Raw genomic sequence first — 24663 nt, 5'->3', positions numbered from 1 at the left:
TCTGAATGGATATGATAAGCTACGATTTGTAAAAGTCCTTGTAACATATATATAGTAGGAACCCGAAAATGGAAAGGAGTCCATTCAGGAATGGCATATAAATATTTAGTGATCGTAGAATCACCTGCAAAAGCCAAGACGATTGAAAAATATCTTGGTCGTAATTATAAAGTAATGGCTAGTGTAGGACATATTCGTGACTTACCTAAAAGTAAGATGGGAATCGATTTTGAAAATAATTATGAACCGCATTATATCTCGATTCGAGGAAAAGGCGATGTCATCAAAAGTCTAAAAGCAGCGGCAAAAAAAGCGCAAAAAGTTTACCTCGCAAGTGACCCGGATAGGGAAGGGGAAGCAATTGCTTGGCATTTGGCTTATTTGTTAGGCTTGGATCTCAATGATAAAAATCGTGTTGTCTTCAATGAAATCACCAAGGATGCAGTCAAAGCGGCATTTAAAGAGCCACGTACGATCGATGTGGATCTTGTCGATGCGCAACAAGCACGTCGAACGCTTGATCGTATCGTTGGTTATTCTATTAGTCCGATCTTATGGCGTAAAGTAAAAAAAGGCTTGAGTGCTGGTCGAGTCCAATCAATCGCATTGAAAATCATCATTGAACGCGAAAAAGAGATCCGTGATTTTACGCCAGAAGAGTATTGGAGTATTGACGGAAACTTTAAGAAAGAACGTAAGAAGTTCAAAGCAAACTTTTGGGGAGTCGATGGCAAAAAGAAAAAATTGTCCGATGCCGAAACTGTCAAAGAAGTGACTGACCGGATCACTGGTAAAGAGTTTGCAGTAACAAAAGTCGAAAAGAAAGAACGTAAGCGAAATCCTGCGAACCCATTCACGACAAGTAGTTTGCAACAAGAAGCTGCTCGTAAATTGAATTTCAGAACACGTAAAACCATGATGGTGGCGCAACAGTTGTATGAAGGAATCTCACTTGGCAAACAAGGCACGATCGGGTTGATCACGTATATGCGTACCGATTCTACACGGATCGCCGATACCGCTAAAGCCGAAGTCGCAACGTTCATCGAAGAAACATACGGAAAAGAATTCTCCAGTCATTCGGAACGTAAAGCAACGAACTCTAAAGGGGCACAAGATGCCCATGAAGCAGTGCGTCCAACCAGTGCATTACGTACACCAGATGAGTTGAAACAATACTTGGATAAAGACCAATTGAAATTATATACGTTGATATGGTCACGATTTGTTGCAAGTCAAATGACACCAGCTGTATTGGATACGATGAAAGTCACGTTGGAACAAAATGATGTAAGATTCATTGCGAATGGCTCAAAAATCAAATTCAAAGGGTTCATGCAAGTGTATGTTGAAGGGCGCGATGATGGGAAAGAAGACAAAGAAAATATTTTGCCAGAGTTAGCAGAAGGCGATACGGTGCAATCTGTCGATATCGAACCGAAACAACATTTCACACAACCGCCTGCACGTTATAGTGAAGCGACGTTGATCCGTGCATTGGAAGAAAACGGGGTAGGTCGTCCCTCGACTTATGCGCCAACGTTAGATACGATTCAACGACGATATTATGTGAAGTTGACACAGAAACGTTTTGAACCAACCGAATTAGGTGAGATCGTCAATTCGCTGATCTGTGAGTTCTTCCCACAAATCGTAGATATCCATTTTACAGCTGAAATGGAAGATGACTTAGACAAAGTCGAAGAGGGGAAAGAAGAATGGATCGAGGTCGTCGATCGTTTTTATAAACCATTTGAAAAGGAATTATCGAATGCCGAAGAAAAAATCGAGAAAATCCAGATCAAAGATGAACCAGCTGGTTTTGATTGTGATTTGTGTGGGCATCCGATGGTGATAAAATTAGGGAAGTATGGTAAATTCTATGCATGTAGTAATTTTCCAGATTGCCGAAATACCAAACCAATCGTCAAGGAAATCGGCGTCACTTGTCCCGTGTGTCATGAAGGACAAGTCATCGAACGTAAATCCAAGAAAAATCGTCTATTTTATGGCTGCTCTCGTTTCCCAGAATGTGAATTCACCTCATGGGAAAAACCAATCGGCAGAAATTGTCCGAAATGTGACCATTATCTGGTCGAGAAAAAAGTCAAAGGCGGCAAACAAGTGGTTTGTACGAATGGCGATTACGAAGAAGATGTTCAAAAATAAAGAAATGAGAAGAGGTTTTTAGTTGAAAATCGTCAATGTAGTAGGTGCAGGTCTAGCTGGAAGCGAAGCAGCATGGCAAATCGCTCAAGCGGGTGTACCTGTAAAGTTATATGAAATGAGACCAGTTAAGAAGACAGAAGCGCATCATACAGATAATTTTGCTGAATTAGTCTGTTCCAATTCTCTACGAGGGAATAGTCTTGCGAACGCAGTTGGATTATTGAAAGAAGAAATGCGTCGCTTAGATTCAGTGATCATCCATTCAGCAGATGAAACAGCTGTACCTGCAGGCGGTGCCTTAGCAGTGGACCGCGATTCATTTGCTGAAGCCATCACTCGTAAGGTCAAAGAGCATCCTTTAGTTACAGTGGTGAATGAAGAAATCACTGAGATACCAGAAGGAATCACGGTGATAGCTACAGGACCTCTGACTTCTCATCCTTTAGCAGAAAGCATCAAAGCATTTAACGGCTCAGACGGTTTTTATTTCTACGATGCTGCGGCACCGATCGTCGACAAATCCACGATCGATATGGACAAGGTGTATTTAAAATCACGTTATGATAAAGGCGAGGCGGCTTACTTAAACTGTCCGATGACCGAAGAAGAATTTAAAGCTTTCCATGAAGCCTTAGTCAATGCGGAAGTCGCTGAATTGAAATCTTTTGAAAAAGAAAAATATTTTGAAGGTTGTATGCCAATCGAAGTAATGGCGCAACGTGGCTTTAAGACAATGCTATTTGGGCCAATGAAACCAGTCGGCCTAGAAGACCCTAAAACAGGAAAAAGACCTTATGCAGTCATCCAATTAAGACAAGATAATGCAGCCGCTTCTCTTTATAATATCGTTGGTTTCCAGACGCATTTAAAATGGGGCGAACAAAAGCGCGTGTTCCGTATGATCCCAGGGTTAGAAAATGCAGAATTTGTCCGCTATGGTGTGATGCATCGCAACAGTTTCATGAATTCACCAGAACTCTTGAAGCCGACTTATCAATCGACTAAACGCGAAGATCTATTTTTTGCAGGACAAATGACGGGTGTAGAGGGGTATGTTGAAAGTGCGGCAAGTGGCTTGCTTGCAGGGATCAACGCTGCTCGCTTAGCGAAAGAATTGGAACCTGTGACTTTGCCACAAGAAACAGCCATGGGAAGTATGGCCTACTACATCACACATGCGGAAGGCAAACATTTCCAACCAATGAATGCAAACTACGGATTATTCCCAGAATTACCTGAACGAATCCGTGATAAAAAATCTCGATATGAAGCAATTGCACAACGTGCCTTAGCAGCCAATGAAAAAGTAAAGCAAGAAGTCTTGAATAAAGAATTTGCTTCTCGTTAAATGGATGTTATGTAATAAGTCGAAGTGTCTCAGGATGGTGTTTGCCATTTTTGAGTACTTCGGCTTATTTCTCGGTTATTGACTGAACTCATGCCAATTTATATAATAACTATGGTTTTTTTAACGTTGGTTCTAGCCAGCTTATCCTTTAATTGTCAAGCAAACGAATTGAATTGTGAACAAACTTAGAAATATTAGTTAAATTCTGACAATTTGTTTGTTTTTTCTCTGGGCCTATGCTAAATTTATTTTGGGATCTAAAGGTAGGTGTAAAAAGAATGAAGCCAACTTTACAAGAAGATTTTTTGCGTTATTTAATCATAGAGCGCGGGTATTCAGAAAAAACAAAATCTGCCTATGAAGAAGATATCAATGATTTTCAACGATTCTTGGCGGAATCAGGTGAAGCTGATCCGCTGAAAGTTAGCTATTTGGATGTACGAGTTTATCTAAGTTATCTATCTGATAAGTCATACAGTCGAAATTCGGTGAGTCGGAAAATTGCGAGTTTACGCTCATTTTATCAATATCTTCTTCGTGAAGAAAAAATCGCTGAAAATCCATTTTCGTATGTTCATTTGAAGAAAAAAAATGTTAAACTTCCTCGTTTTTTTTATGAGAATGAGATGCAAAGCTTATTTGAAAGTGTGACAGGGGATAGTCCTTTAGCATTAAGAGATCGGGCATTATTAGAAGTACTTTATGGATCAGGTATCCGTTTGAGTGAATGTAGCCAATTGATGATGTCTGCCATCGATTTTGGCTCAGAGGTGATGTTGATCCATGGAAAAGGAAACAAAGAACGCTATGCACCGTTGGGTTCATTTGCGCAAGATGCTTTGCAAGAGTATTTTGCCAAAGGGCGCAGCGTCTTAATGACGAAATACCATAAGTCACATGACTATGTCTTCGTGAATCATCATGGAGAACCGATCACACCTACTGGGATCGAATATGTATTAAATCAAATCATTAAAAAGAGTAGTTTGGATAGTGATATCCATCCTCACATGTTACGTCATACTTTTGCGACGCACTTATTGAATAATGGTGCCGATATGCGTACAGTGCAAGAACTTTTAGGTCATGCAAATTTATCAACGACTCAAATCTATGCGCATGTCACAAAAGAAAGCTTACAAAAAAATTATCGCTCTTTCCATCCACGAGCGTGATCACATTATTAGGAGGAAATATCTATGGTAGAATCACAGTTTCATTCAACAACCATTTGTGCAGTTGAAAAAAACGGGAAATTCGCGATGGCAGGTGATGGCCAAGTAACGATGGGCGAATCTGTCGTAATGAAGGGTAGTGCGAGAAAAGTACGTCGTATTTACAACGATGAAGTAGTCGTTGGCTTTGCAGGGAGCGTTGCTGACGCTTTTACTTTAGAAGAAAAATTTGAAGGTAAACTAAATGAATACAACGGAAATCTTCAACGAGCAGCCGTTGAATTAGCCCAAGAATGGCGTACACAACAGTCGATGCAAAAGCTAGAAGCAATGTTGATCGTGATGAATGACAAAGAAATGTTACTCGTTTCTGGTACAGGTGAAGTGATTACACCGGATGACGGAATATTAGCCATTGGTTCTGGTGGAAACTTTGCGTTAGCTGCCGCACGAGCAATGAAAAACTATGCACAAAATGAGATGAGTGCAAAAGAAATTGCTGAAAATGCGTTGAATATTGCAGCAGATATCTGCGTCTTTACAAACCACAACATTATTGTAGAAGAATTATAGAGGTGAATGACATGTATGAATTAAAACAAACACCAAAACAAATCGTCAGTGAGTTAGATCAATATATCATTGGTCAACAAGCAGCAAAAAAATCAGTGGCAGTTGCTCTTAGAAATCGTTATCGACGTCTTCAATTAGATGAAAAGATGCAACAAGATATCACACCTAAAAATATGTTGATGATCGGGCCAACTGGGGTCGGTAAAACAGAGATCGCTCGTCGTTTGGCAAAAATCGTCAACGCACCTTTTGTTAAGGTTGAAGCAACGAAGTTTACTGAAGTTGGTTACGTAGGACGTGACGTGGAATCGATGGTTCGTGATCTTGTCGAAAATGCGATCCAGATCGTTGAAAAAGATCAATATCTTCGTATTCGCCCACAAGCCAAGAAAAATGCGGAAAAACAATTAGTGAAGATCCTTGTGCCAGGCATCAAAAAAGAACAAAAACAATCAAACAACCAGTTTGAGCAAATGATGAATATGTTCAATGCTTCGCAACAACCGGCAGATACACAAGAAGAAGTAACTGAAGAGATTCGAGTGAATCGTCGCACAGTGTTAGAGCAATTGCAAAAAGGCTTGCTTGACAACCGTGAAGTGACGATCGAAGTCCAAGATCAAAAAAAACCAGCACCGATGATGAACAATGGACTTGAACAAATGGGGATTGATTTGAACGAAACACTTGGTGCGTTGACGCCTAAGAAAAAAATTGAACGGACAGTGACAGTCAAAGAAGCGTTAGAATTATTGATCAAAGAAGAATCGGCAAAATTAGTCAATGATGCCGATATCCACAGTGAGGCAATCAAATTAGCCGAATCAAGTGGCATCATTTTTATTGATGAAATTGATAAAATCACTTCTAAATCGCAACAATCTGGGGAAGTATCAAGAGAAGGTGTCCAAAGAGATATCTTGCCGATCGTTGAAGGATCACAAGTCAATACGAAATACGGTACCTTACAAACAGACCACATTTTATTTATCGCTTCAGGAGCTTTTCATTTGTCAAAACCAAGCGATTTGATTCCTGAATTGCAAGGTCGTTTCCCAATACGTGTTGAGTTAGATGACTTAACTGCTGAGGACTTTGTCAAGATCTTGACTGAACCAAACAATGCGTTAGTCAAACAATATATTGCCTTGATTGGTACTGAGAATGTGACTGTCACGTTTACTAAAGAAGCTATCGAACGTATTGCTCAAATTGCTTATGATGTGAATCGTGATACCGATAATATCGGTGCAAGACGTTTACACACGATATTAGAGAAATTGTTGGAAGACTTGTTATTCGAAGCGCCAGAAATGCAAATGGGAGAAATTACCATTACAGAAGCCTATGTCAATGATAAATTAGGATCAATTGCGGCAAATGAAGATCTAAGTCGCTATATATTATAAAATCGGAGGAAAAAAATGACGGATTTGTTGACGAACACTCGAAAGATAAACAAATTATTGCAACAAAAAAATACGTTTGATATGCAGGCGGATTTACCTTACGATAAAATGGCGGTCACTTTAGGTGCTGTTTTAGACAGCAATACGTATATCATTGGCAGTGAAGGGGTTTTACTTGGTTATAATGAACGGCACGATGTGAACAATGATCGTGTGAAAACAATGTTTGTGCAAAAGCAATTTCCTGATGCCTACACAGAAACAGTCGATATGATCACGAAAACGGAATCTAATATCCCAATCACAAGCGATATGACGGCATTTCCATTTGAAAGTCGCGAAAAATATCCTTTTGGATTGACGACAGTTGTGCCGATCTTTGGCGCAGGTGAACGCTTAGGGACGATCATTTTAGCAAGAATGGAACAAGCCTTTAACGATGAAGACCTTGTTTTAGCAGAATACGGCGCGACAGTAGTAGGGATGCAGATCCTTTATCAAAAATCACGAGATATCGAAGCGGATGTTCGTAGTACGACTGCTGTACAAATGGCGATCAATACGTTGTCATACAGTGAATTAAAAGCAGTTCAAGCCATTTTTGATGCTTTAGAAGGTAATGAAGGGCGATTGACTGCCTCAAATATTGCGGACAAGATCGGTATTACTCGTTCGGTCATCGTAAATGCCTTACGTAAACTTGAATCAGCTGGAATCATTGAATCCCGCTCTCTGGGAATGAAAGGCACGTATTTAAAAGTATTGAATGCTCGTTTTAAAGATGAGTTGACGAAGCATAGTTATTAAAAGGAAGATTTTTCAGAGGCTTGCTAATTGAAGAAGTGAGTGTCTGAGAAAAGATGGAGGATGACGATGACTGTTATTATTCAAAATGATCAGCTGATTGCTGAAATTTCCGAACATGGAGCAGAATTGATCAGTTTGAAATCAAAAGAACATGATCTAGAATATATTTGGCAAGGCGATCCTAAGTATTGGGGAAGACATGCCCCCGTTCTTTTCCCTATTGTTGGACGTTTGAAAAACGATCAATATGTGTACCAAGGAAAAACGTATTCAATGGGTCAACATGGTTTTGCTCGTGATATGGATTTTGAAGTGGCGGAGCACGAACAAGAACGTGCGAAGTTTGTCCTAAAAAGTACCCCTGAAACAAAAGAGAATTATCCGTTTGATTTTGAATTGGTACTTGTTTATGAATTAGGGGGAGACGGGATCACTGTTCATTATCATGTTGAAAATATTGGGGAAGAAGAGATGTATTTCTCGATTGGCGGTCATCCAGCATTCAATGTGCCATTAGAAGAAGGTTTGACTTTTGAAGACTTTTATTTGGCTTTCTCTCCTAGAAAATCACGTTTGCGATTACCATTAGCTGGACCATTCATCGACATGGAACAAAAAACGATTGGACAAACGAATACCAACCTTGCGTTATTTCGGGAGCTGTTTGACCAGGATGCATTAGTATTTGAAACAAGAGGTTTGAATGCTTACAGTATCCGTAGTGAAAAGTCTAGTCACAGTGTCACCCTCAGTTACAAAGATATGCCTTACGTTGGGATATGGTCGCCATATCCTAAAGAAGCACCATTTGTTTGTATTGAGCCGTGGTTTGGAATCGCAGATACTGTTGATAGTAATGGTCAGTTGAACGAAAAAGCAGGAATCAATCAATTAGGGGCTCACGAATTATTCAAGACGAAATATTCGATCACTGTCAAGTAAACACAAGACGATTACATGTGTTCTCTTGATTTAGTTCGATGAAACAAAACATGCCTTCTGAACAAATGAACGAATTGTTGTGCAATCGATCAGTCATTTGTTAAGAAGGCATTGTTTTTTATCATTCATCAAAAAGATTATTTCTTTTTGCTACTATTCAAACCGAATGGGATTCGGCTTTCTGTTTTATTTTTGATGCGCTTGATATTGTCTTTATGACGGTAAAAAATAAAAGCGGAGACACCACAAGCAATCAACGTCAAAAGTAAATTTGGTTCTGGTAAGATTGCTGGTGCAATGTATGGTAAGAAGATGGTGGATAAAGTGATCAAGACCGCACTGATCATGCTCGTTAAGCTTACCATGCTCGTGCAGTATAAACTGATCACGAAAATTGCTGATGAATAAAGAAAAAACAGTGGATTGAAGCCTAATAACATACCGGCACTTGTCGCCACTGCTTTGCCACCTTTGAACTTAGCAAACATCGGAAAGGTATGTCCTAAGATCGCACAGACACCAAACCATAACGGGTTGACAGAAGTGACATGGAAAATGACGGGTAAGGCAGTCGCTAATGTCCCCTTTAAGATGTCCATGAATAATACCACTGTTCCAGCGGTTTTACCTAAAACACGAAATGTATTGGTCGTTCCCATATTTCCACTACCGTGTTCGCGGATGTCTTTTTTAAAAAAGATTTTACCAACCCATACTCCAGATGGAATGGAACCCAAAAGATATGCTACAATAAACAATAAGATTATTTTCATTTTTTAACCTCTTTCAAGTTGAAACTAATGTATATTTTAGCATGAAAGAATGCTTCAAACAATCGAAAAAATCGAATGATGGAAAGGAGTCATCCATATGTCATTTAAAAATCCAGAACAATCGAATATCTTTCGCTATCTTCAAGAAGCAAAAACGATCGCGGTCGTTGGTTTAAGTAATAAGCCCGAACGGACAAGTTATCAGATCGCACAATTACTACAAGAACACGGCTATCGTATCATTCCAGTCAATCCAGTATTAGCAGGGGAAGAAGTGTTAGGCGAAACCGTTGTCGCTCAGCTGGCAGATGTCAGTGAACCTATTGATATCGTGGATATTTTCCGACGTAGTGAGTTTTTACCAGAAGTAGCGGTAGATTTTCTGAAAACAGATGCGAAAGTCTTTTGGGCACAGTTAGGCATTGAGAATGAAGAAGCTGCTGAAATGCTCCAAGCAGCTGGAAGAAATGATATCGTCATGGATCGCTGCATCAAGATCGAATTAGCAAAAATGGAACAATAAAAAACAGGAGTAACAGAAGCACATTTTCTGATACTTAGTGCCACTTTTACTGGCAAACAATTTAGCTGGGTGATGAGAAAATGTTTTGACCTGTTATCAAAAAGAGTAAGTGATCGTTACCACTGACAAGCTGAGAGAAAAGAGAAAAAAGTGGGAGAGTTGGTTGTTTCTTGCAATTCTGACCTTCCCTCTTTTTTTTTGAGAACTTTTCTAGTATGATAAGCGTGGTGCGGTTATATCGCAAGTATTATTGAAGGAGCGTTTGCCTTGGCAAAAAAAATTAAAAATGAATACAATGATGCCTCGATCCAAGTTCTTGAAGGATTAGAAGCAGTAAGAAAACGACCAGGGATGTATATCGGGTCGACTGATAGCCGAGGCTTGCATCATTTAGTCTATGAAATCGTTGATAATGCCGTAGATGAAGCTTTATCAGGCTACGGAAATGAAATCGCTGTGACGATCCACGAGGATAACAGTGTGACTGTTACGGATAGTGGACGTGGTATGCCTGTTGGCATGCATGCTTCAGGGATACCAACGGTCGAAGTTATTTTCACTGTGCTACATGCCGGTGGTAAATTTGGCCAAGGAGGATATAAAACTTCTGGTGGACTTCATGGTGTAGGTGCCAGTGTCGTCAATGCTTTATCTAAATGGTTAACAGTGACAATCGTCCGAGATGGTATCGAATACCAACAAACATTCAAACAAGGTGGAAAACCAGACGGAACGTTGAAAAAAATTGGAAAAACGAAGAAAGCCAATGGTACGTCTGTTCATTTCTTACCAGATGATAGTATTTTCTCAACCACAAAATTTTCCTATGATACGTTATCTGAACGTTTAAGAGAGTCTGCGTTTCTGTTAAAAGGTGTAGAAATCACTTTGACAGATTTAAGAGGTGACGAAACAGTTCAAGAAGTCTTTCATTACGAAGAAGGAATCAAAGAATTCGTTGCGTATTTAAATGAAGAAAAAGATACGTTGACGCCAGTAGTCTATTTCTCTGGTGAAAAAGAAGGAATCGAAGTAGAAGTGGCCTATCAGTACAATGATGGCTATTCTGAAAATGTCCTGTCGTTTGTTAACAACGTGCGAACAAAAGATGGTGGGACACATGAAGTCGGCATGAAAACAGCAATGACCAAAGCCTACAATGAATATGCCCGTAAAGTAGGCTTGTTGAAAGAACGAGATAAGAACCTAGAAGGTAGTGACTTCCGTGAAGGACTTGCGACAGTCTTGTCGATCCGGGTGCCTGAACATTTGCTACAATTTGAAGGACAAACGAAAGAAAAACTGGGTACACCGATTGCTCGTTCCGTCGTTGATAATGTCATGAGCGAACAAATGGGCTTCTACTTGCAAGAAAATAGCGAAATGAGTCAAATGCTGATCCGTAAAGCAATCAAAGCGAGAGAAGCACGGGAAGCCGCTCGTAAAGCCAGAGAAGAAAGCCGTAACGGCAAAAAACGTAAAAAGGGCGAATCATTACTTTCTGGAAAATTAACACCTGCACAATCGAGAAACCCTAAGAAAAATGAATTGTATCTTGTCGAAGGAGATTCAGCCGGTGGATCAGCCAAACAAGGGAGAGATCGGAAATTCCAAGCGATATTGCCACTTCGAGGAAAAGTCATCAATACCGAAAAAGCAAAAATGCAAGATATCTTAAAAAATGAAGAAATCAATACGATGATCTATACGATCGGTGCCGGTGTCGGCCCTGAATTTTCACTTGAAGATTGCAACTATGACAAGATCATCATCATGACCGATGCGGATACCGATGGTGCCCATATCCAAGTCTTATTGTTGACATTTTTCTATCGCTATATGAAACCATTGATCGAAGCAGGGAAGGTTTACATTGCTTTACCGCCGCTATATAAAGTATCTAAAGGCCAAGGGAAAAAACAAGTAATCGAGTATGCTTGGACCGATGACGAATTAGCTGCAATCATTAAGACTGTCGGTAAAGGTTATATGTTGCAACGGTACAAAGGTCTTGGTGAGATGAATGCGGAGCAGTTATGGGAAACGACGATGGACCCAACCTCTCGGACTTTGATCCGGGTGAGGATCGATGATGCTGCGCAAGCAGAGCGACGCGTAACCACCTTGATGGGAGATAAAGTCGAACCACGTCGTAAATGGATCGAAAACCATGTCCAATTCAGCTTAGAAGAAGAACGTAGTATTCTAGACAAAAAAGAAGAAACTGAGACTTCCGCGTCTGTTTCTAATGACCTATTAGAAGAAGAACGCGCAGAAGAAAACAAAAATGAACAATCAGTAGAGGTAGAATAGGAGGTCACCTAATGGAAGAACATCAAGAAATCCAAGAATTAACGTTAGAAGAAGTGATGGGTGACCGCTTCGGACGTTACTCGAAGTATATTATTCAAGAACGTGCTTTGCCGGATATCCGTGATGGTCTGAAACCCGTTCAACGTCGTATTTTATTTGCTATGAACAAAGACGGCAATACGTTTGATAAAGGATTCCGTAAATCAGCAAAATCTGTCGGGAATATCATGGGGAATTATCATCCCCACGGTGACAGCAGTATCTATGATGCAATGGTTCGTATGAGCCAAGATTGGAAACTCCGAGAAGTACTCGTAGAAATGCACGGAAACAACGGGAGTATGGACGGAGATCCACCAGCAGCAATGCGTTATACAGAAGCACGCTTATCGAAGCTAAGTGGTGAGATGCTCGCGGATATCGAAAAGAATACGGTTGATCTTGTTTGGAACTTTGATGACACTGAAAAAGAGCCAACGGTCTTACCAGCAAGATACCCGAATTTGTTGGTCAATGGTTCTACAGGTATCTCTGCGGGTTATGCGACGGAGATACCAACACACAATCTGGCTGAAGTCATCGATGGAACTGTCTATATGATCGACCATCCACAAGCCAGCTTAGACAAATTGATGGAATTCATTCCAGGTCCTGATTTTCCAACTGGGGGCATTTTACAAGGAAAAGATGAAATCAAGAAAGCTTATGAAACTGGTCGTGGAAAAGTGATCCTACGCTCAAAAACGGCGATCGAATCTATCAAAGGAAACAAGCAACAAATCGTGATCACTGAGATTCCTTATGAAGTGAACAAAGCGACACTTGTTAAAAAAATGGATGAGATACGCTTGAACAAGAAAATCGATGGGATCGCAGAAGTTCGTGACGAAAGTGATCGTACGGGTCTACAGATCGTTGTGGAATTGAAAAAAGACGCTAACGCTCAAGGAATCTTGAATTATTTATTCAAGAATACCGAATTACAGATCAACTACAACTTCAATATGGTGGCAATCGATCATATGACTCCTCATCAAGTAGGGTTGAAGGATATTTTAAGTAGTTACATCGAGCACCGCAAACAAGTGATCACCAAACGTAGTCAGTTTGACTTGGAGAAAGCGCAAAGAAGACAACATATCGTCGAAGGGCTGATGAAAGCTCTATCGATTTTAGATGAAGTCATTGCAACGATCCGTGAGAGTAAAGATAAAAAAGATGCGAAGCATAATTTAGTTAAAATGTTCCAATTTACAGAAGAACAAGCTGAAGCAATCGTTACGTTACAGCTTTATCGTTTGACGAATACAGACATTACTGAACTCCGTCGTGAATCGCAAGAATTGATTGCTCTGATTACTGAATTAAATAAAATCCTTTCAAACGATAAAGAATTATTTTCTGTCATGAAAAAAGAACTACGTGAAGTCAAGAAGAAATATGCTTCTTCTCGCTTGACGATGATCGAAGATGAAATCGAAGAAATCAAAATCGATACACAAGTATTAGTTGCGCAAGAGGATGTCATTGTCAGTGTCACACGTGAAGGCTATGTGAAACGAACAAGCCTTCGTTCCTATAGTGCGTCAAAACCAGAAGAAATCGGTATGCGTGAAGGAGACTATCTTCTATATGCTGGGGAACTGAATACTTTAGATCATTTGTTACTGGTCACCAATAAAGCCAATGTGATCTATCGACCAGTCCACGAACTACCAGATTTGAAATGGAAAGATGCTGGTGAGCATATCTCACAAACGATAGTGAATCTAGCTGTTGATGAATCGATTTTAGCGGTATTCCCCTATCAGAAAATCGATTCCGAAAAAACATTTGTATTTATCAGTAAAAACGGCTTGATCAAACAGACGCGGATGACAGATTTTGAACCATGGCGTACGTATAAGAGTCGACCATTGAGTGGCATGAAGCTAAAAGCCAGTGAAGATGAATTAGTGGCTGTCTATCTTGAAAAAGAGCAAACAGATCGTGATGTTTTCCTTGTTACGCATCAAGGAATGGGCCTACGTTATCCGTTGACTGAAGTGCCAGTCGTTGGAACGAAGGCTGCAGGTGTCAAATCGATCAATTTGAAAGAAGAAGATTATATCGTTAATGGTTTACTTGTCTTAGCAGAAGGAGATACGCCTGTCGTTATTGTCAGCCAGCGTGGGGCAGTAAAACGAATGCTTGCACAAGAAATCAGTCAGACTTCTCGTGCCAAACGAGGTGTGACTGTATTGCGAGAATTGAAGAAACAACCACATCGAGTGATCTATATGTCAGAGGGTCACGCCAAAACGATGACATTGATCAATCAAAAAGGACAAGAATTACCGATCGATCCGACAGATTATCCAATCGGTGATCGTACGTCGAACGGTTCATTTGTTTTAGATGAGAAAAAAGGCGGAGAAGTACAAATAGTGATTGATTCTCCGATGATGGATATCAAGGAATAACTGTTATAGTTTTTTGTAGGATAGCTAGCAACTGTATTATTACAGTTGTCAGCTATTTTTATTTATTAACACAAAATTAAGGATTGCACAAACAAAATATGAATAGATTCACAATAGATAAATGCCTATATAAAAGCATTAATAACGGTTATTATTTTATATTCGCTTTATTTGTTAACAAAAAAACAAGAAAACCCTTGCATTGAAGGCGACATGTGTTATACTTATCACGTAAAAACTGTTACATAAAACAGAAACGGGAGGTCCATACGATGGAACAATGGAATGGATTTAAAGGAACTAAGTGGAAAGAAGGCGTGGATACACGTGACTTTATTCAAAACAACTATACAGAATACCGCGGTGATGACAGCTTTTTAGAAAAACCTACTGAAGCAACAGAAAATTTGTGGGAAAAATTACAAAAATTGAATGATATCCAATTTGAACGTAATGGTGTGTATGACATGGATACAGATGTCGTATCAACAATCACTTCTCACGAGGCGGGATACCTAGACAAAGATTTAGAACAAATCGTCGGTCTGCAAACTGAAACTCCTTTGAAACAAGCATTCATGCCATTTGGTGGCATCAACATGGCGAATCATGCGTTAACAAGTAACGGCTATGAGCCAAATGAAGAGTTAACACACATTTTCACAGACTGGAGAAAAACACATAACCAAGGTGTATTCGATGCTTATACCGCAGAAATGCGTGCTGCACGTAAAAACAAGATCATCACTGGACTTCCTGACGCTTACGGACGTGGCCGCATCATCGGTGACTACCGTCGTATCGCATTGTACGGAATCGACTATTTAATGGCTCAAAAGAAAAAAGACCATGACAATACAGGCTACCATACAATGAGTGAAGAGGTCATCCGTCTTCGTGAAGAAATTTCAGAACAATATCGTGCATTAGCACAAATGAAAGAAATGGCTGCAAAATATGGGTATGACATTTCAAAACCAGCTGCAAACGCAAAAGAAGCTGTTCAATGGTTATACTTTGGTTATCTAGCAGCAATCAAATCTCAAAATGGTGCAGCTATGTCGATCGGACGTATCTCTGCATTCTTAGACATTTATATCCAACGTGATTTAGACAACGGTGTGATCACTGAAAAAGAAGCACAAGAATTAATCGACCATTTAGTAATGAAATTACGTATGGTGAAATTTGCACGTACGCCTGAATACAACCAATTGTTTTCTGGCTTCCCAATCTGGGCAACCTTATCAATCGCTGGTATGGGCTTAGACGGACGTTCATTAGTGACAAAAAATGATTTCCGTATGTTGCACACATTGACAAATATGGGACCTTCACCAGAACCAAACTTGACTGTTTTATACTCAGAAAACTTACCAGAAGGCTTCAGAACGTATGCAAGTAAAATTGCGATCGAAAGTTCTTCGATCCAATTTGAAAATGATAACTTGCTTCGTGAACAATGGGGTTCAGATGACTGTGCGATTGCATGTTGTGTATCTGGAACGGTTGTTGGTAAAGATATGCAATTCTTCGGTGCACGGGCAAACTTAGCTAAGGCATTATTATATGCGATCAACGGTGGCGTGGATGAAATGACAGGCGCACAAGTAGGTCCTGAGTATCGTCCGATCACAAGTGACACATTAGACTTTGAAGAAGTGAAACACAACTTCATGAACATCATGGACTGGTTAGCTGAGCTTTATGTCAATACGCTAAACATCATCCACTACATGCACGACAAATATTCTTATGAAGCAGCACAATTAGCTGTCATGGATACTGACTTGAAACGTACATTTGCGACAGGTATCGCAGGTATCTCTCACGCAGCGGATAGCTTGTCTGCAATCAAATATGCACAAGTTAAACCAATCCGTAATGAAAAAGGGATCACAGTTGACTTTGAAGTAGCTGGTGACTTCCCTAAATATGGTAATGACGATGACCGTGCCGATGAGATCGCTGAATGGATCTTAGAATACTTCATGGGTCAAATCAAACGTCATAAAACTTACCGTAATTCAACTCCGACAACTTCATTATTAACGATTACATCAAATGTCGTTTACGGAAAAAATACAGGCAATACACCTGACGGACGTGAAGCTGGTAGACCTTTAGCACCTGGTGCAAACCCAAGTTATCAAGCAGAACAAAATGGGTTACTTGCAAGCTTGAACTCAACTGCGAAATTTAACTATGCACACGCTCGTGATGGTATCTCTAATACACAAACAATCAACCCTTCCGGTTTAGGGAAAGATGAAGAAACAAGAATCGACAACTTACGTAACGTCTTAGATGGTTACTTCTCAAGAGGAGCATACCACTTGAACGTGAACGTATTCAGTAATGACTTATTGCGTGATGCAATGGAAAACCCAATGAAATATCCAAACTTGACGATCCGTGTTTCTGGATATGCGGTTAAATTCCGTGACTTGACAAGAGAACAACAATTAGACGTATTAATGAGAACATCACACGACAGAATGTAAGACAATTAATGCAGTGTAAAAAGGAAAGGCAAAAGTTCCGCATGAGCTTTTGTCTTCCTTTTTTACAACTATATGTATGTAAAAAAAGGATGTATATCTTGTTAGAGGCAAGCAGATAGTTCTCCTCTTCACAGCGTGTTGAGAAGTCGTAACATTGTCCGTGGCTCATAACGAAAGAAACTAAAGAAAAGAAGTGATTAAAAATGGAAGAACAAACAAAAGGCTATGTCCATTCGATTGAAACATTTGGGTCTGTAGATGGACCAGGCGTTCGCTTTGTCGTCTTCATGCAAGGTTGTCGCATGCGTTGTGAATTTTGCCATAATCCAGACACCTGGAATATTGGTGGAGGAAAAGAATATACCGCAGATGCAATTTTAGACCAAGCAGAACGTTACCGTTCTTATTGGGGTAAACAAGGAGGGATCACGATCAGTGGTGGTGAACCTTTATTGCAGATCGATTTTCTGATTGAATTATTCCAAAAGGCGAAAGAACGTGGTATTCATACAACAATCGACACATGTGGAAAACCATTTAGCCATGATGAGCCTTTCTTTTCTCGTTTTGAAGAGTTGATGAACTATACGGACTTACTGTTATTCGATATTAAACACATCGATAACGAAGCACATAAAAAATTAACTCATTGGGGCAATGAAAATATCTTAGAAATGGCTCAGTATCTTTCAGATATCAAGAAACCTGTCTGGATTCGTCATGTGTTAGTCCCAGAACGTAGTGACTATGATGAGTATTTGATCCGCCTTGATGCATTCATCAAAACACTTGAAAATGTCGATCGTGTGGAAATCCTTCCTTATCATACAATGGGTAAATACAAATGGGAAACGCTTGGTTTGACGTATCCATTAGAAGGAATCGAACCACCGACAAAAGAACGAGTAGAAAATGCAAAGCGTCTTCTTCATATCGAAGATTATACAAAGTATTTAACCAGATAGACGCGAACGGAAGGAAGATAAGTATTGCTTCTTTCCGTTTTTTTGCTATTATTGAATAGGAGAAAACAAAAAGGAGCGAGTCAAATGTCAAAAGTTTTAGTTTTTGGTCATCAAAATCCTGATACAGATGCAATTGGAGCAGCGATTGCGTTTTCATATTTGCAAAATCAATTAGGAGTAAATGCTGAGCCTGTCGCTTTAGGCACGCCAAGTGAAGAAACACAATTTGCACTAGATTACTTCAAATTAGAGGCGCCTCGTGTGATCACATCGATCAAAGAGGAGCAAGCAGATGTCATGCTTGTCGATCATAATGAATTCCAACAAAGCGTAGTAGATATTGCGGAAGCTACGATTTTAGCAGTAGTTGACCATCATCGTATCGCCAACTTTGAAACAGCGAATCCATTGTATTATCGTGCTGAGCCAGTAGGTTGTACAAGTACGATCATTTTAAAATTATTTAAAGAAAATCAAATTGAGATTCCGAAAGAAATCGCTGGAATCATGTTATCAGCAATCATTTCAGATACATTGTTGTTCAAATCACCAACTTCAACAGAAGCAGATCAATTGGCTGCAAAAGAGCTAGTTGAAATCTCTGGTGTAGACTTAGAGGCGTATGGTTTAGACATGTTGAAAGCAGGTACAAATCTAAATGATAAACCAGCAGAAGTATTACTTGATCTAGACGCGAAAAGTTTCCCTATGGGTGAAGCAAGTGTTCGTATCGCTCAAATCAATACAGTTGATCTAAATGAAGTAATGGATCGTCAAGCTGAACTTGAAACTGCTATGCAAACAGAGATCGCGACGAATGGTTATGATCTTTTTGTTCTTGTTGTAACAGACATCTTGAACAGCAACTCAGAATTATTGATTGCTGGCGAAAGAAAAGAACAAGTTGAACAAGCTTTTGGCGTGAAGTTAGAAAACAATCGCGCATTTTTACAAGGGGTCGTTTCACGTAAAAAACAAGTGGTACCTCAATTAACAGAAGTTTTCAATTAGGCAATGAGATTGGAAGAAGGGAGTGGGAGTGTAACCAGTTGACTGGGACCTCCCGCTTTTTTCATTCAAGGTGTCACATAGAAAGCAGGTAAACAGATATGCAATATTTTTATTCTTTAGAGAACAAACGAAAACTAATTGAACATCCCCTCTTCCAACCAATGATCGACTATTTGATCGAACAAGGCTCGCAAGAGGTGATTTTACGCCAATTAAAGAAAGCATTTCCCCAAAAGAAAATGGAACACTTTCTTGATCAAATGATCGATAGTGGTTTGATCCTCCGAGAAAATCGCCGCTATCGCTGTGCTTTTCCGGTCTATGACCAAGGAGATTTCCAAACAGAGATCAATCAACTGACTAAAGAATTGGTCAATGAATTAATGAAACAACCAGAACACCGTAGAAATCTCTTCTTATCAGAAGAAATTTGGGATTTCTGTCATGAAAGAACATCTCCTTATTTTTATGCAACTACTTTTTCAGTCCCTACGATTGTGCGGTTGGAAGCAGGAAATGAAAACTATCGTTTCAGGACGCTCACCCAAGGAGAAGAGGTGGTATCTTTACCAACGTACTTCCACCTTCAAAAACAGCAAACTCCACTATCTGAGGAATTTCAGGTACTAGGCCAGTTGATTGGCGATGTGAATGAAACCTATTTTTTTGACCAAATAGAAGTGATTATCGAACGGATTTGTGAAAACAAATACAAAAAACGCCGTGAGTCGATTTTTTTAGATGCTTTATTATTAGCGGGGGTTGTTGTCCAACAGGAGCAATATCAATTGCTCTTGCCTGTAACAGAGGATAGGAATGACGCATTGCTACAAAAATATGAACCTTCAACGGAGACACCGATGCAAGCCGCCTTTATTAAAGAACAAGCGTTGGTCGAAGTCATGCAGCAATTGGATTTAAAATCGTATTCTTATATCAAGAAAATATGACCTCAACAATTGTGGGGGACTCCACCGACTAAAACCGAAAAAAGTGGGAACAGAAGGAACCTCTTCGAAAAATCAGGCAGCATCCACAAAAATTAGGAAATAATTTTTGTGGATGCTGCCTGATTTTTCGAGGCTAAACATTCCTGTACAGATCTCATTAGGCTCATGCTGTTGTACGAAAATGCCGCATCATATAAGCCAAATTCCCAATAAACAAGATATCTAGAACATTACTAGTGATTTGGATATTGGCAGAATTGATCGATGGCGCAAAGGCTAGGATGAATAGTGCTACGAGACTATAACAAAAACAGAAAAAGGTGCTGGTTTGTATGACCATTGGCATTCTTAATTGCTTGGTGATCAATGAAAAAATAAAGAAAATAAATATCGTTAAAATCACAACTAAACCGTTAATAATGAAGAAAAAAAGTGAATCTTGATCAACCGTATAGAGCATAGCTGTTAAAAGGTTCAGTGATTTCAGTATCACGAAAATTATATTTACTTCATTAAATGTATTCATCTTTTTTTTTGCAAAATAGGCGGCAAAACATAACGAGAAGATAAAGCCGCAGAAAGTAGAAAGAATCAAGAATGTTGGGTTGTCAGTCGATTGGTTTAGCTCGGAATGGTCAAGCAATAACCAGCCAAATGAATTGCATGGGATGCTTGAAGTCTTAAAATAAGCATAAAAGAAAAAAAGTAAAGCATTCAAAACGGCAAAAACAGATCCCCAATGTAGATAGGTCGTTGTTTTTTGTTGTATTTCCATAAGTACTCCCATAAATTTAATGATATACAATATAATAACAAAATGATGAGGAATTGTCGATGGTTTTTAATAAAACAAATAAATAGACGATGGTCGGATGAAATAAATTGTTCCGATCATCGCCTACTTCGTGAATATTCATTTCACATCGCTTCGACGTTTCCGCACTTTCTTTGTCCAAAATCCGCCAGAAATATATTTTGGTTCGTAGGAGATAATAAAGGCGCGTTCTTCGACTTCTTTGATCAAGCGATAAAGCTCACGTTCACTTTTACGTGGAGATAAAATCTCAAGGACTAACCGCTCACCTTCTAAACCCGTTGCGGACGTTTGTGTTACTCCAAACCCATTTTGTCGAAGAATGATCGGTAAATTTTTATCCTCTGAAGTATTTGCTGGTAGGATCGTCGTTACCATGATATATCCTAGTGCTAATTTATCTTCAATGGCAATCCCAACACTGATCCCAACAGCATAGCCTAATGCGTAAACGAATAAATTCAATGGATTATCTAAGCGGTCTAAAACCAGAGATAAACCAACGATATAAATAGTGATCTCAACCATACTTACTAATGGAGCGATGTAGCGATAGCCTTTCATGGTCAACATAAAGCGTAAGGTATTTAATGTGATGTAAGCGAAATTAATGAAAAAGATCATCGCTAACATTTTTGGATCGAACATAATAAGAACTCCTTTCAGTAGCGTCTATGTTCATCATATCAGAAATAATGCGATTGAAGAAAAGAATAAACGTTTATTACTTTAAAAAAATGATAAAATGATTATAATAGAATTATAAAGAGAGTCAGGTGAGCGCGATGAAGCGAATGAATAGGGTCATTGGAGTCAGTCATATATGTAGTATTTTTCTCAGTATGTATTTAGGGACTCATGCGATCCAACAACCCATTGAAGCGAATTCCTTGTTATTCCCAATCTCACTAACTGATGGGGTAATATTAAGTATTTTTCTTTTTCTAATGGTGTTTATTGGTAATATTTTTGGTAGTGTGGCTAGCTTCTTTAAAATGTCGATTTCTCCAGCCTTATCCATAGGATTAGGAACCATAGGAATATTCGCCATGTTATTCTTTGTTAAGAGGATGGATTTTTATACTATTACATTTGGGCTACTATGCCTTGTACAAGTCATGCTAAGTTTATGGTTGACTTTACGGTCAACGAATTTAATGAAAATCAGGTGAATCAATCAGTGAATCCAATTATTTTGAAACGAACCATCAAAAACATACCCGTATTAGAAGTTGTCAAAAAAGAGTTGAAGACAGAGAAAATCCCAGTAGTGATCTACTATCATGGTTGGCAGACAAGCAAGGAACTTGTATTGACTCAAGGTAGAAAAATGGCTAAGAAAGGGATGCGAGTTTTGCTTCCAGATGCGATGAATCATGGCGAGCGTAAACAACCGGTTTCAAAAATTCCTTCCTTTACTTTTTGGAGTAGTATCTACGGGAATCTATTCGAGTTTGATACATTGATTGAACATCTAAAAAAACGTGAACTTCTTTCAGATAAATTAGCTGTGGGTGGTGTGTCAATGGGTGGAATGACCACTTGTGCATTGCTAGCCAAACACCCAGAAATCACTGGCGGAATTTGTTTGATGGGATCACCAGCACCACTTGAATATGGTGAAGAAATCTCACATAGGGCAAAAGAATTTCAGTACAAGTTGCCCGTTGACTACTTTGATTTGATTTCTTGGGTCAACCATTATGATCTATCTTTACAACCAGAAAAATTAGCAGGTCGTCCTTTATTTTTCTGGCATGGTGAAAAAGATGAAAAGATTCCTTTTCGACAAGTATCTAAATTTGTCGAAAAAAACCAAGATAAGCCTTATGGTAAGGGAATTGTCTTTCGTGCTTCTTCGGAAAAACGTCATATGGTAGAAGTCCCATTGATGGATGAAGCAGCGGTTTTTTTGAGCCAAATGATGGCTACGTCTATATAGTAAGTAAGAGGTTTAAATAGGTAAAAAGTCTATCAAAGAGAAATTTTTTTCTTTGATAGACTTTTTTTCAGAACGACGTGAGAGTTGCTCTTTTTTAGCACGAATCTTTGTTATAATGACTATAGTTATGGAATTAGGCATGGAAGGGGAGATTTTATGCCAACATTGGCAGATGTAGCTAAACGAGCAAATGTCTCAAAAATGACGGTTTCTCGGGTGATCAATCATCCAGAACAAGTCACTGATGAGCTAAAGGAACTAGTTTTTACAGCCATGGCTGAATTGGATTATCGTCCGAATATTGCAGCAAAAGCGTTAGTTTCGAACCGTTCACAGATCATCAAGTTGTTTATACTTGAGGAAATCGATACCACGGAACCCTATTATATGAATCTACTCATGGGGATTGCTAAAAGAATTGGTAAAGAGCACTATTCCTTGCAATTAGTGACCAACGATGCTTTTGACGTTGGGTCCTGCGATGGTTATATCATCACTGGCGTGCGTCAAAGAGATTTTGATTGGATCAATCGTCTAGAAAAGCCAGTCGTGTTATTTGGTGAAAATCGTATGGGCTATGATTATGTTGATAGCGATAATCAATATGGGACTGCCAAAGCGACACAATATGCCTTAGAAGTTGGTTATCAAACGGTTGTTTATATCGGCATTGATGAGGCAGAACCTTTTGAACTATCTAGAGAAGCGGGCTATCTAAAAGTGATGGAAGAGGCTGGGCTAACTCCGAAAATGCTGCGTTTTGATAATCATTCAACCACACCAGAAAAATATATCACAGAACATTGGGACGAATTTTTAGATAAAACGTGTTTTGTTTGCAGTTCTGATCGTTTAGCGCTTGGTATCGTTCGTGGCATCACACAAGTGGGCGGACAGTTACCCGAACAATTTGGCGTTATTGGTTTTGATGGCGTATTTCTTGATCAAATTAGTTCCCCAAAACTGACTACCGTTAAACAAGACATCATTCGTATGGGGGAAGTGTGCGGCGAAATGTTATTAAAGAAAATTACTGAAAAAGGAGCAAGCCAAGGCTACCGTCACTTTTTCCCAGAATTGATCATTCGTGAAACGACAAGAAAGTTAAATAAGACTAACGCTTAGCTATAGAAAATAGACGATTTGTGCTATTATAAGAGAAAGTCCACTTAAAAAGGATGGTTTACATGACAGAAATCAAACGAAAACATTTTCGCTTTCCTGCATACGATGATCACATAGGTGTAAAGTTAAAAAATGAAAATAGGCGTGTGCTGTTTGACGGACAAGATGATCTGATGACCGATACAAGCGACAAACCATTGTTCGAGCAAATCAATGAATTTCATTTTGAGGATTATTCAAAAAATCAAAAAAATCCTCATTCGACAGTCAATGTTCGGCATGCTTCGACACAAAAAGCAAATCTAGCAAAACATAAACAAAATTTGCCAGACTATAGACAGAGTAAAAAAACACAAACAAAACGAAACAGTCAGACGAATTTTGGCTATACTCGTCATGCCAGCCCTTCAGAGCAGAGACCAACACAAGAAAAAACAAGCCAATCACGAAGTGTATTCAATAGTTCGGGAAGAGAACGTTCTTATTTTGTACCTAAATACGTACCAGCTTCGATCATTTCTGATCCGAAGAAAAATAAAATCTCTGAAGAAGAATTGCTCGCTTCGATCAAAAAAGAAAAGAATGCGTATCTTTTATTTGAAACAGAAAATACACCCTATGATGGAAAACAAGGTGTAACAATGAACCAAGAGAAAAGTTCAAGTAAGAAAACTCATGGAGTATTAGATCGTTCGCTGGAAGGCCTGATCAATGACCAAGGTAATTCCTTGAAAGGCAATGGTTATTTCCAATAAGTAGTGAGTAATCAAGTATGAGAAAAAGTTGTTCCTTCAAACATCCAGACAAATAAGAAACAGGCAGGACCTGTAAAAAAATGTCTGGATGTTGGAGCGGAAC

At 39.2% G+C, this 24663-nt stretch carries 21 protein-coding genes; 18 read left to right on the top strand and 3 right to left on the bottom strand.

Going from position 1 to position 24663, the window contains the following annotated elements; translation table 11 throughout:
* Positions 1–90: 90 nt before the first annotated feature.
* The 7 genes from topA (at position 91) to P3R27_RS08850 (ending at position 8423) form a co-directional block, all read left to right on the top strand.
* Complete coding sequence (topA, locus tag P3R27_RS08880) at positions 91–2169, top strand: type I DNA topoisomerase (protein WP_019723732.1); 2079 nt, start codon at positions 91–93, stop codon at positions 2167–2169.
* Between the two features lie 22 nt (positions 2170–2191).
* Positions 2192–3517 carry an FADH(2)-oxidizing methylenetetrahydrofolate--tRNA-(uracil(54)-C(5))-methyltransferase TrmFO gene (gene trmFO / locus P3R27_RS08875; RefSeq protein ID WP_034687885.1) on the top strand — a complete coding sequence of 442 codons (1326 nt, stop codon included), beginning with the start codon at positions 2192–2194 and terminating at the stop codon, positions 3515–3517.
* 278 nt (positions 3518–3795) lie between these two features.
* Complete coding sequence (gene xerC / locus P3R27_RS08870; RefSeq protein WP_034687884.1) at positions 3796–4692, top strand: tyrosine recombinase XerC; 897 nt, start codon at positions 3796–3798, stop codon at positions 4690–4692.
* A 24-nt stretch (positions 4693–4716) separates the two neighbouring features.
* On the top strand, positions 4717–5265 hold the full coding sequence (gene hslV, locus P3R27_RS08865) for an HslVU peptidase proteolytic subunit (RefSeq protein WP_010735740.1): 549 nt from the start codon (positions 4717–4719) through the stop codon (positions 5263–5265).
* Between the two features lie 11 nt (positions 5266–5276).
* The gene (gene hslU, locus P3R27_RS08860; protein WP_034687882.1) at positions 5277–6674 is read left to right on the top strand and encodes an ATP-dependent protease ATPase subunit HslU; all 1398 of its coding nucleotides are present in this window, start codon (positions 5277–5279) and stop codon (positions 6672–6674) included.
* A gap of 15 nt (positions 6675–6689) precedes the next feature.
* Positions 6690–7481 carry a GTP-sensing pleiotropic transcriptional regulator CodY gene (gene codY, locus P3R27_RS08855; RefSeq protein WP_010735738.1) on the top strand — a complete coding sequence of 264 codons (792 nt, stop codon included), beginning with the start codon at positions 6690–6692 and terminating at the stop codon, positions 7479–7481.
* A 66-nt stretch (positions 7482–7547) separates the two neighbouring features.
* Positions 7548–8423, top strand: a complete 876-nt coding sequence (locus P3R27_RS08850) for an aldose 1-epimerase family protein (RefSeq protein WP_034687878.1) — start codon at positions 7548–7550, stop codon at positions 8421–8423.
* 137 nt (positions 8424–8560) lie between these two features.
* On the opposite strand, the gene plsY is transcribed toward P3R27_RS08850, so the two are convergent.
* Entirely contained in the window at positions 8561–9196 is a 636-nt protein-coding gene (gene plsY / locus P3R27_RS08845) for a glycerol-3-phosphate 1-O-acyltransferase PlsY (protein WP_034687876.1), read from the bottom strand.
* A gap of 97 nt (positions 9197–9293) precedes the next feature.
* On the opposite strand from plsY, the gene P3R27_RS08840 reads away from it, so the two are divergent.
* The 7 genes from P3R27_RS08840 (at position 9294) to P3R27_RS08810 (ending at position 19924) form a co-directional block, all read left to right on the top strand.
* Complete coding sequence (locus P3R27_RS08840) at positions 9294–9719, top strand: CoA-binding protein (protein ID WP_034687875.1); 426 nt, start codon at positions 9294–9296, stop codon at positions 9717–9719.
* A gap of 267 nt (positions 9720–9986) precedes the next feature.
* A complete protein-coding gene (gene parE / locus P3R27_RS08835; RefSeq protein ID WP_034687873.1) occupies positions 9987–12032 on the top strand; it encodes a DNA topoisomerase IV subunit B in 2046 nt (681 codons plus the stop codon).
* Positions 12033–12043: 11 nt separating this feature from the next.
* Positions 12044–14494: a DNA topoisomerase IV subunit A gene (gene parC / locus P3R27_RS08830; RefSeq protein WP_126134029.1), complete on the top strand. Its 2451-nt coding sequence runs from the start codon at positions 12044–12046 to the stop codon at positions 14492–14494.
* 272 nt (positions 14495–14766) lie between these two features.
* A complete protein-coding gene (gene pflB / locus P3R27_RS08825; RefSeq protein WP_034687870.1) occupies positions 14767–16998 on the top strand; it encodes a formate C-acetyltransferase in 2232 nt (743 codons plus the stop codon).
* A 203-nt stretch (positions 16999–17201) separates the two neighbouring features.
* On the top strand, positions 17202–17963 hold the full coding sequence (gene pflA, locus P3R27_RS08820; RefSeq protein ID WP_019724233.1) for a pyruvate formate-lyase-activating protein: 762 nt from the start codon (positions 17202–17204) through the stop codon (positions 17961–17963).
* Positions 17964–18047: 84 nt separating this feature from the next.
* The gene (locus tag P3R27_RS08815; protein ID WP_034687869.1) at positions 18048–18974 is read left to right on the top strand and encodes a manganese-dependent inorganic pyrophosphatase; all 927 of its coding nucleotides are present in this window, start codon (positions 18048–18050) and stop codon (positions 18972–18974) included.
* Positions 18975–19072: 98 nt separating this feature from the next.
* Positions 19073–19924 (top strand): DUF1803 domain-containing protein, encoded by an 852-nt coding sequence (locus P3R27_RS08810; RefSeq protein WP_034687868.1) that lies wholly within the window; start codon positions 19073–19075, stop codon positions 19922–19924.
* 163 nt (positions 19925–20087) lie between these two features.
* Here the strand turns inward: P3R27_RS08810 and P3R27_RS08805 are convergent, their stop codons facing one another.
* Both P3R27_RS08805 and P3R27_RS08800 read right to left on the bottom strand, forming a co-directional pair.
* Positions 20088–20699, bottom strand: coding sequence for a hypothetical protein (locus P3R27_RS08805; RefSeq protein ID WP_034687866.1), 612 nt, complete (start codon positions 20697–20699; stop codon positions 20088–20090).
* A 138-nt stretch (positions 20700–20837) separates the two neighbouring features.
* Positions 20838–21386: a DUF2179 domain-containing protein gene (locus P3R27_RS08800; RefSeq protein ID WP_034687865.1), complete on the bottom strand. Its 549-nt coding sequence runs from the start codon at positions 21384–21386 to the stop codon at positions 20838–20840.
* Positions 21387–21523: 137 nt separating this feature from the next.
* On the opposite strand from P3R27_RS08800, the gene P3R27_RS15140 reads away from it, so the two are divergent.
* The 4 genes from P3R27_RS15140 (at position 21524) to P3R27_RS08785 (ending at position 24560) form a co-directional block, all read left to right on the top strand.
* On the top strand, positions 21524–21910 hold the full coding sequence (locus P3R27_RS15140) for a hypothetical protein (RefSeq protein WP_034687864.1): 387 nt from the start codon (positions 21524–21526) through the stop codon (positions 21908–21910).
* 8 nt (positions 21911–21918) lie between these two features.
* The gene (locus tag P3R27_RS08795) at positions 21919–22680 is read left to right on the top strand and encodes an alpha/beta fold hydrolase (RefSeq protein WP_034687862.1); all 762 of its coding nucleotides are present in this window, start codon (positions 21919–21921) and stop codon (positions 22678–22680) included.
* Between the two features lie 156 nt (positions 22681–22836).
* Positions 22837–23805 carry a LacI family DNA-binding transcriptional regulator gene (locus P3R27_RS08790; RefSeq protein WP_034687860.1) on the top strand — a complete coding sequence of 323 codons (969 nt, stop codon included), beginning with the start codon at positions 22837–22839 and terminating at the stop codon, positions 23803–23805.
* 62 nt (positions 23806–23867) lie between these two features.
* Positions 23868–24560, top strand: a complete 693-nt coding sequence (locus P3R27_RS08785; RefSeq protein ID WP_126134030.1) for a hypothetical protein — start codon at positions 23868–23870, stop codon at positions 24558–24560.
* Positions 24561–24663: the final 103 nt, after the last annotated feature.

Source organism: Enterococcus spodopteracolus (assembly GCF_030441955.1).
GTDB lineage: Bacteria > Bacillota > Bacilli > Lactobacillales > Enterococcaceae > Enterococcus_B > Enterococcus_B spodopteracolus.
The sequence above is the reverse complement of the archived record's forward strand: the minus strand, read 5'-3'. Positions and strand labels throughout refer to the sequence as shown.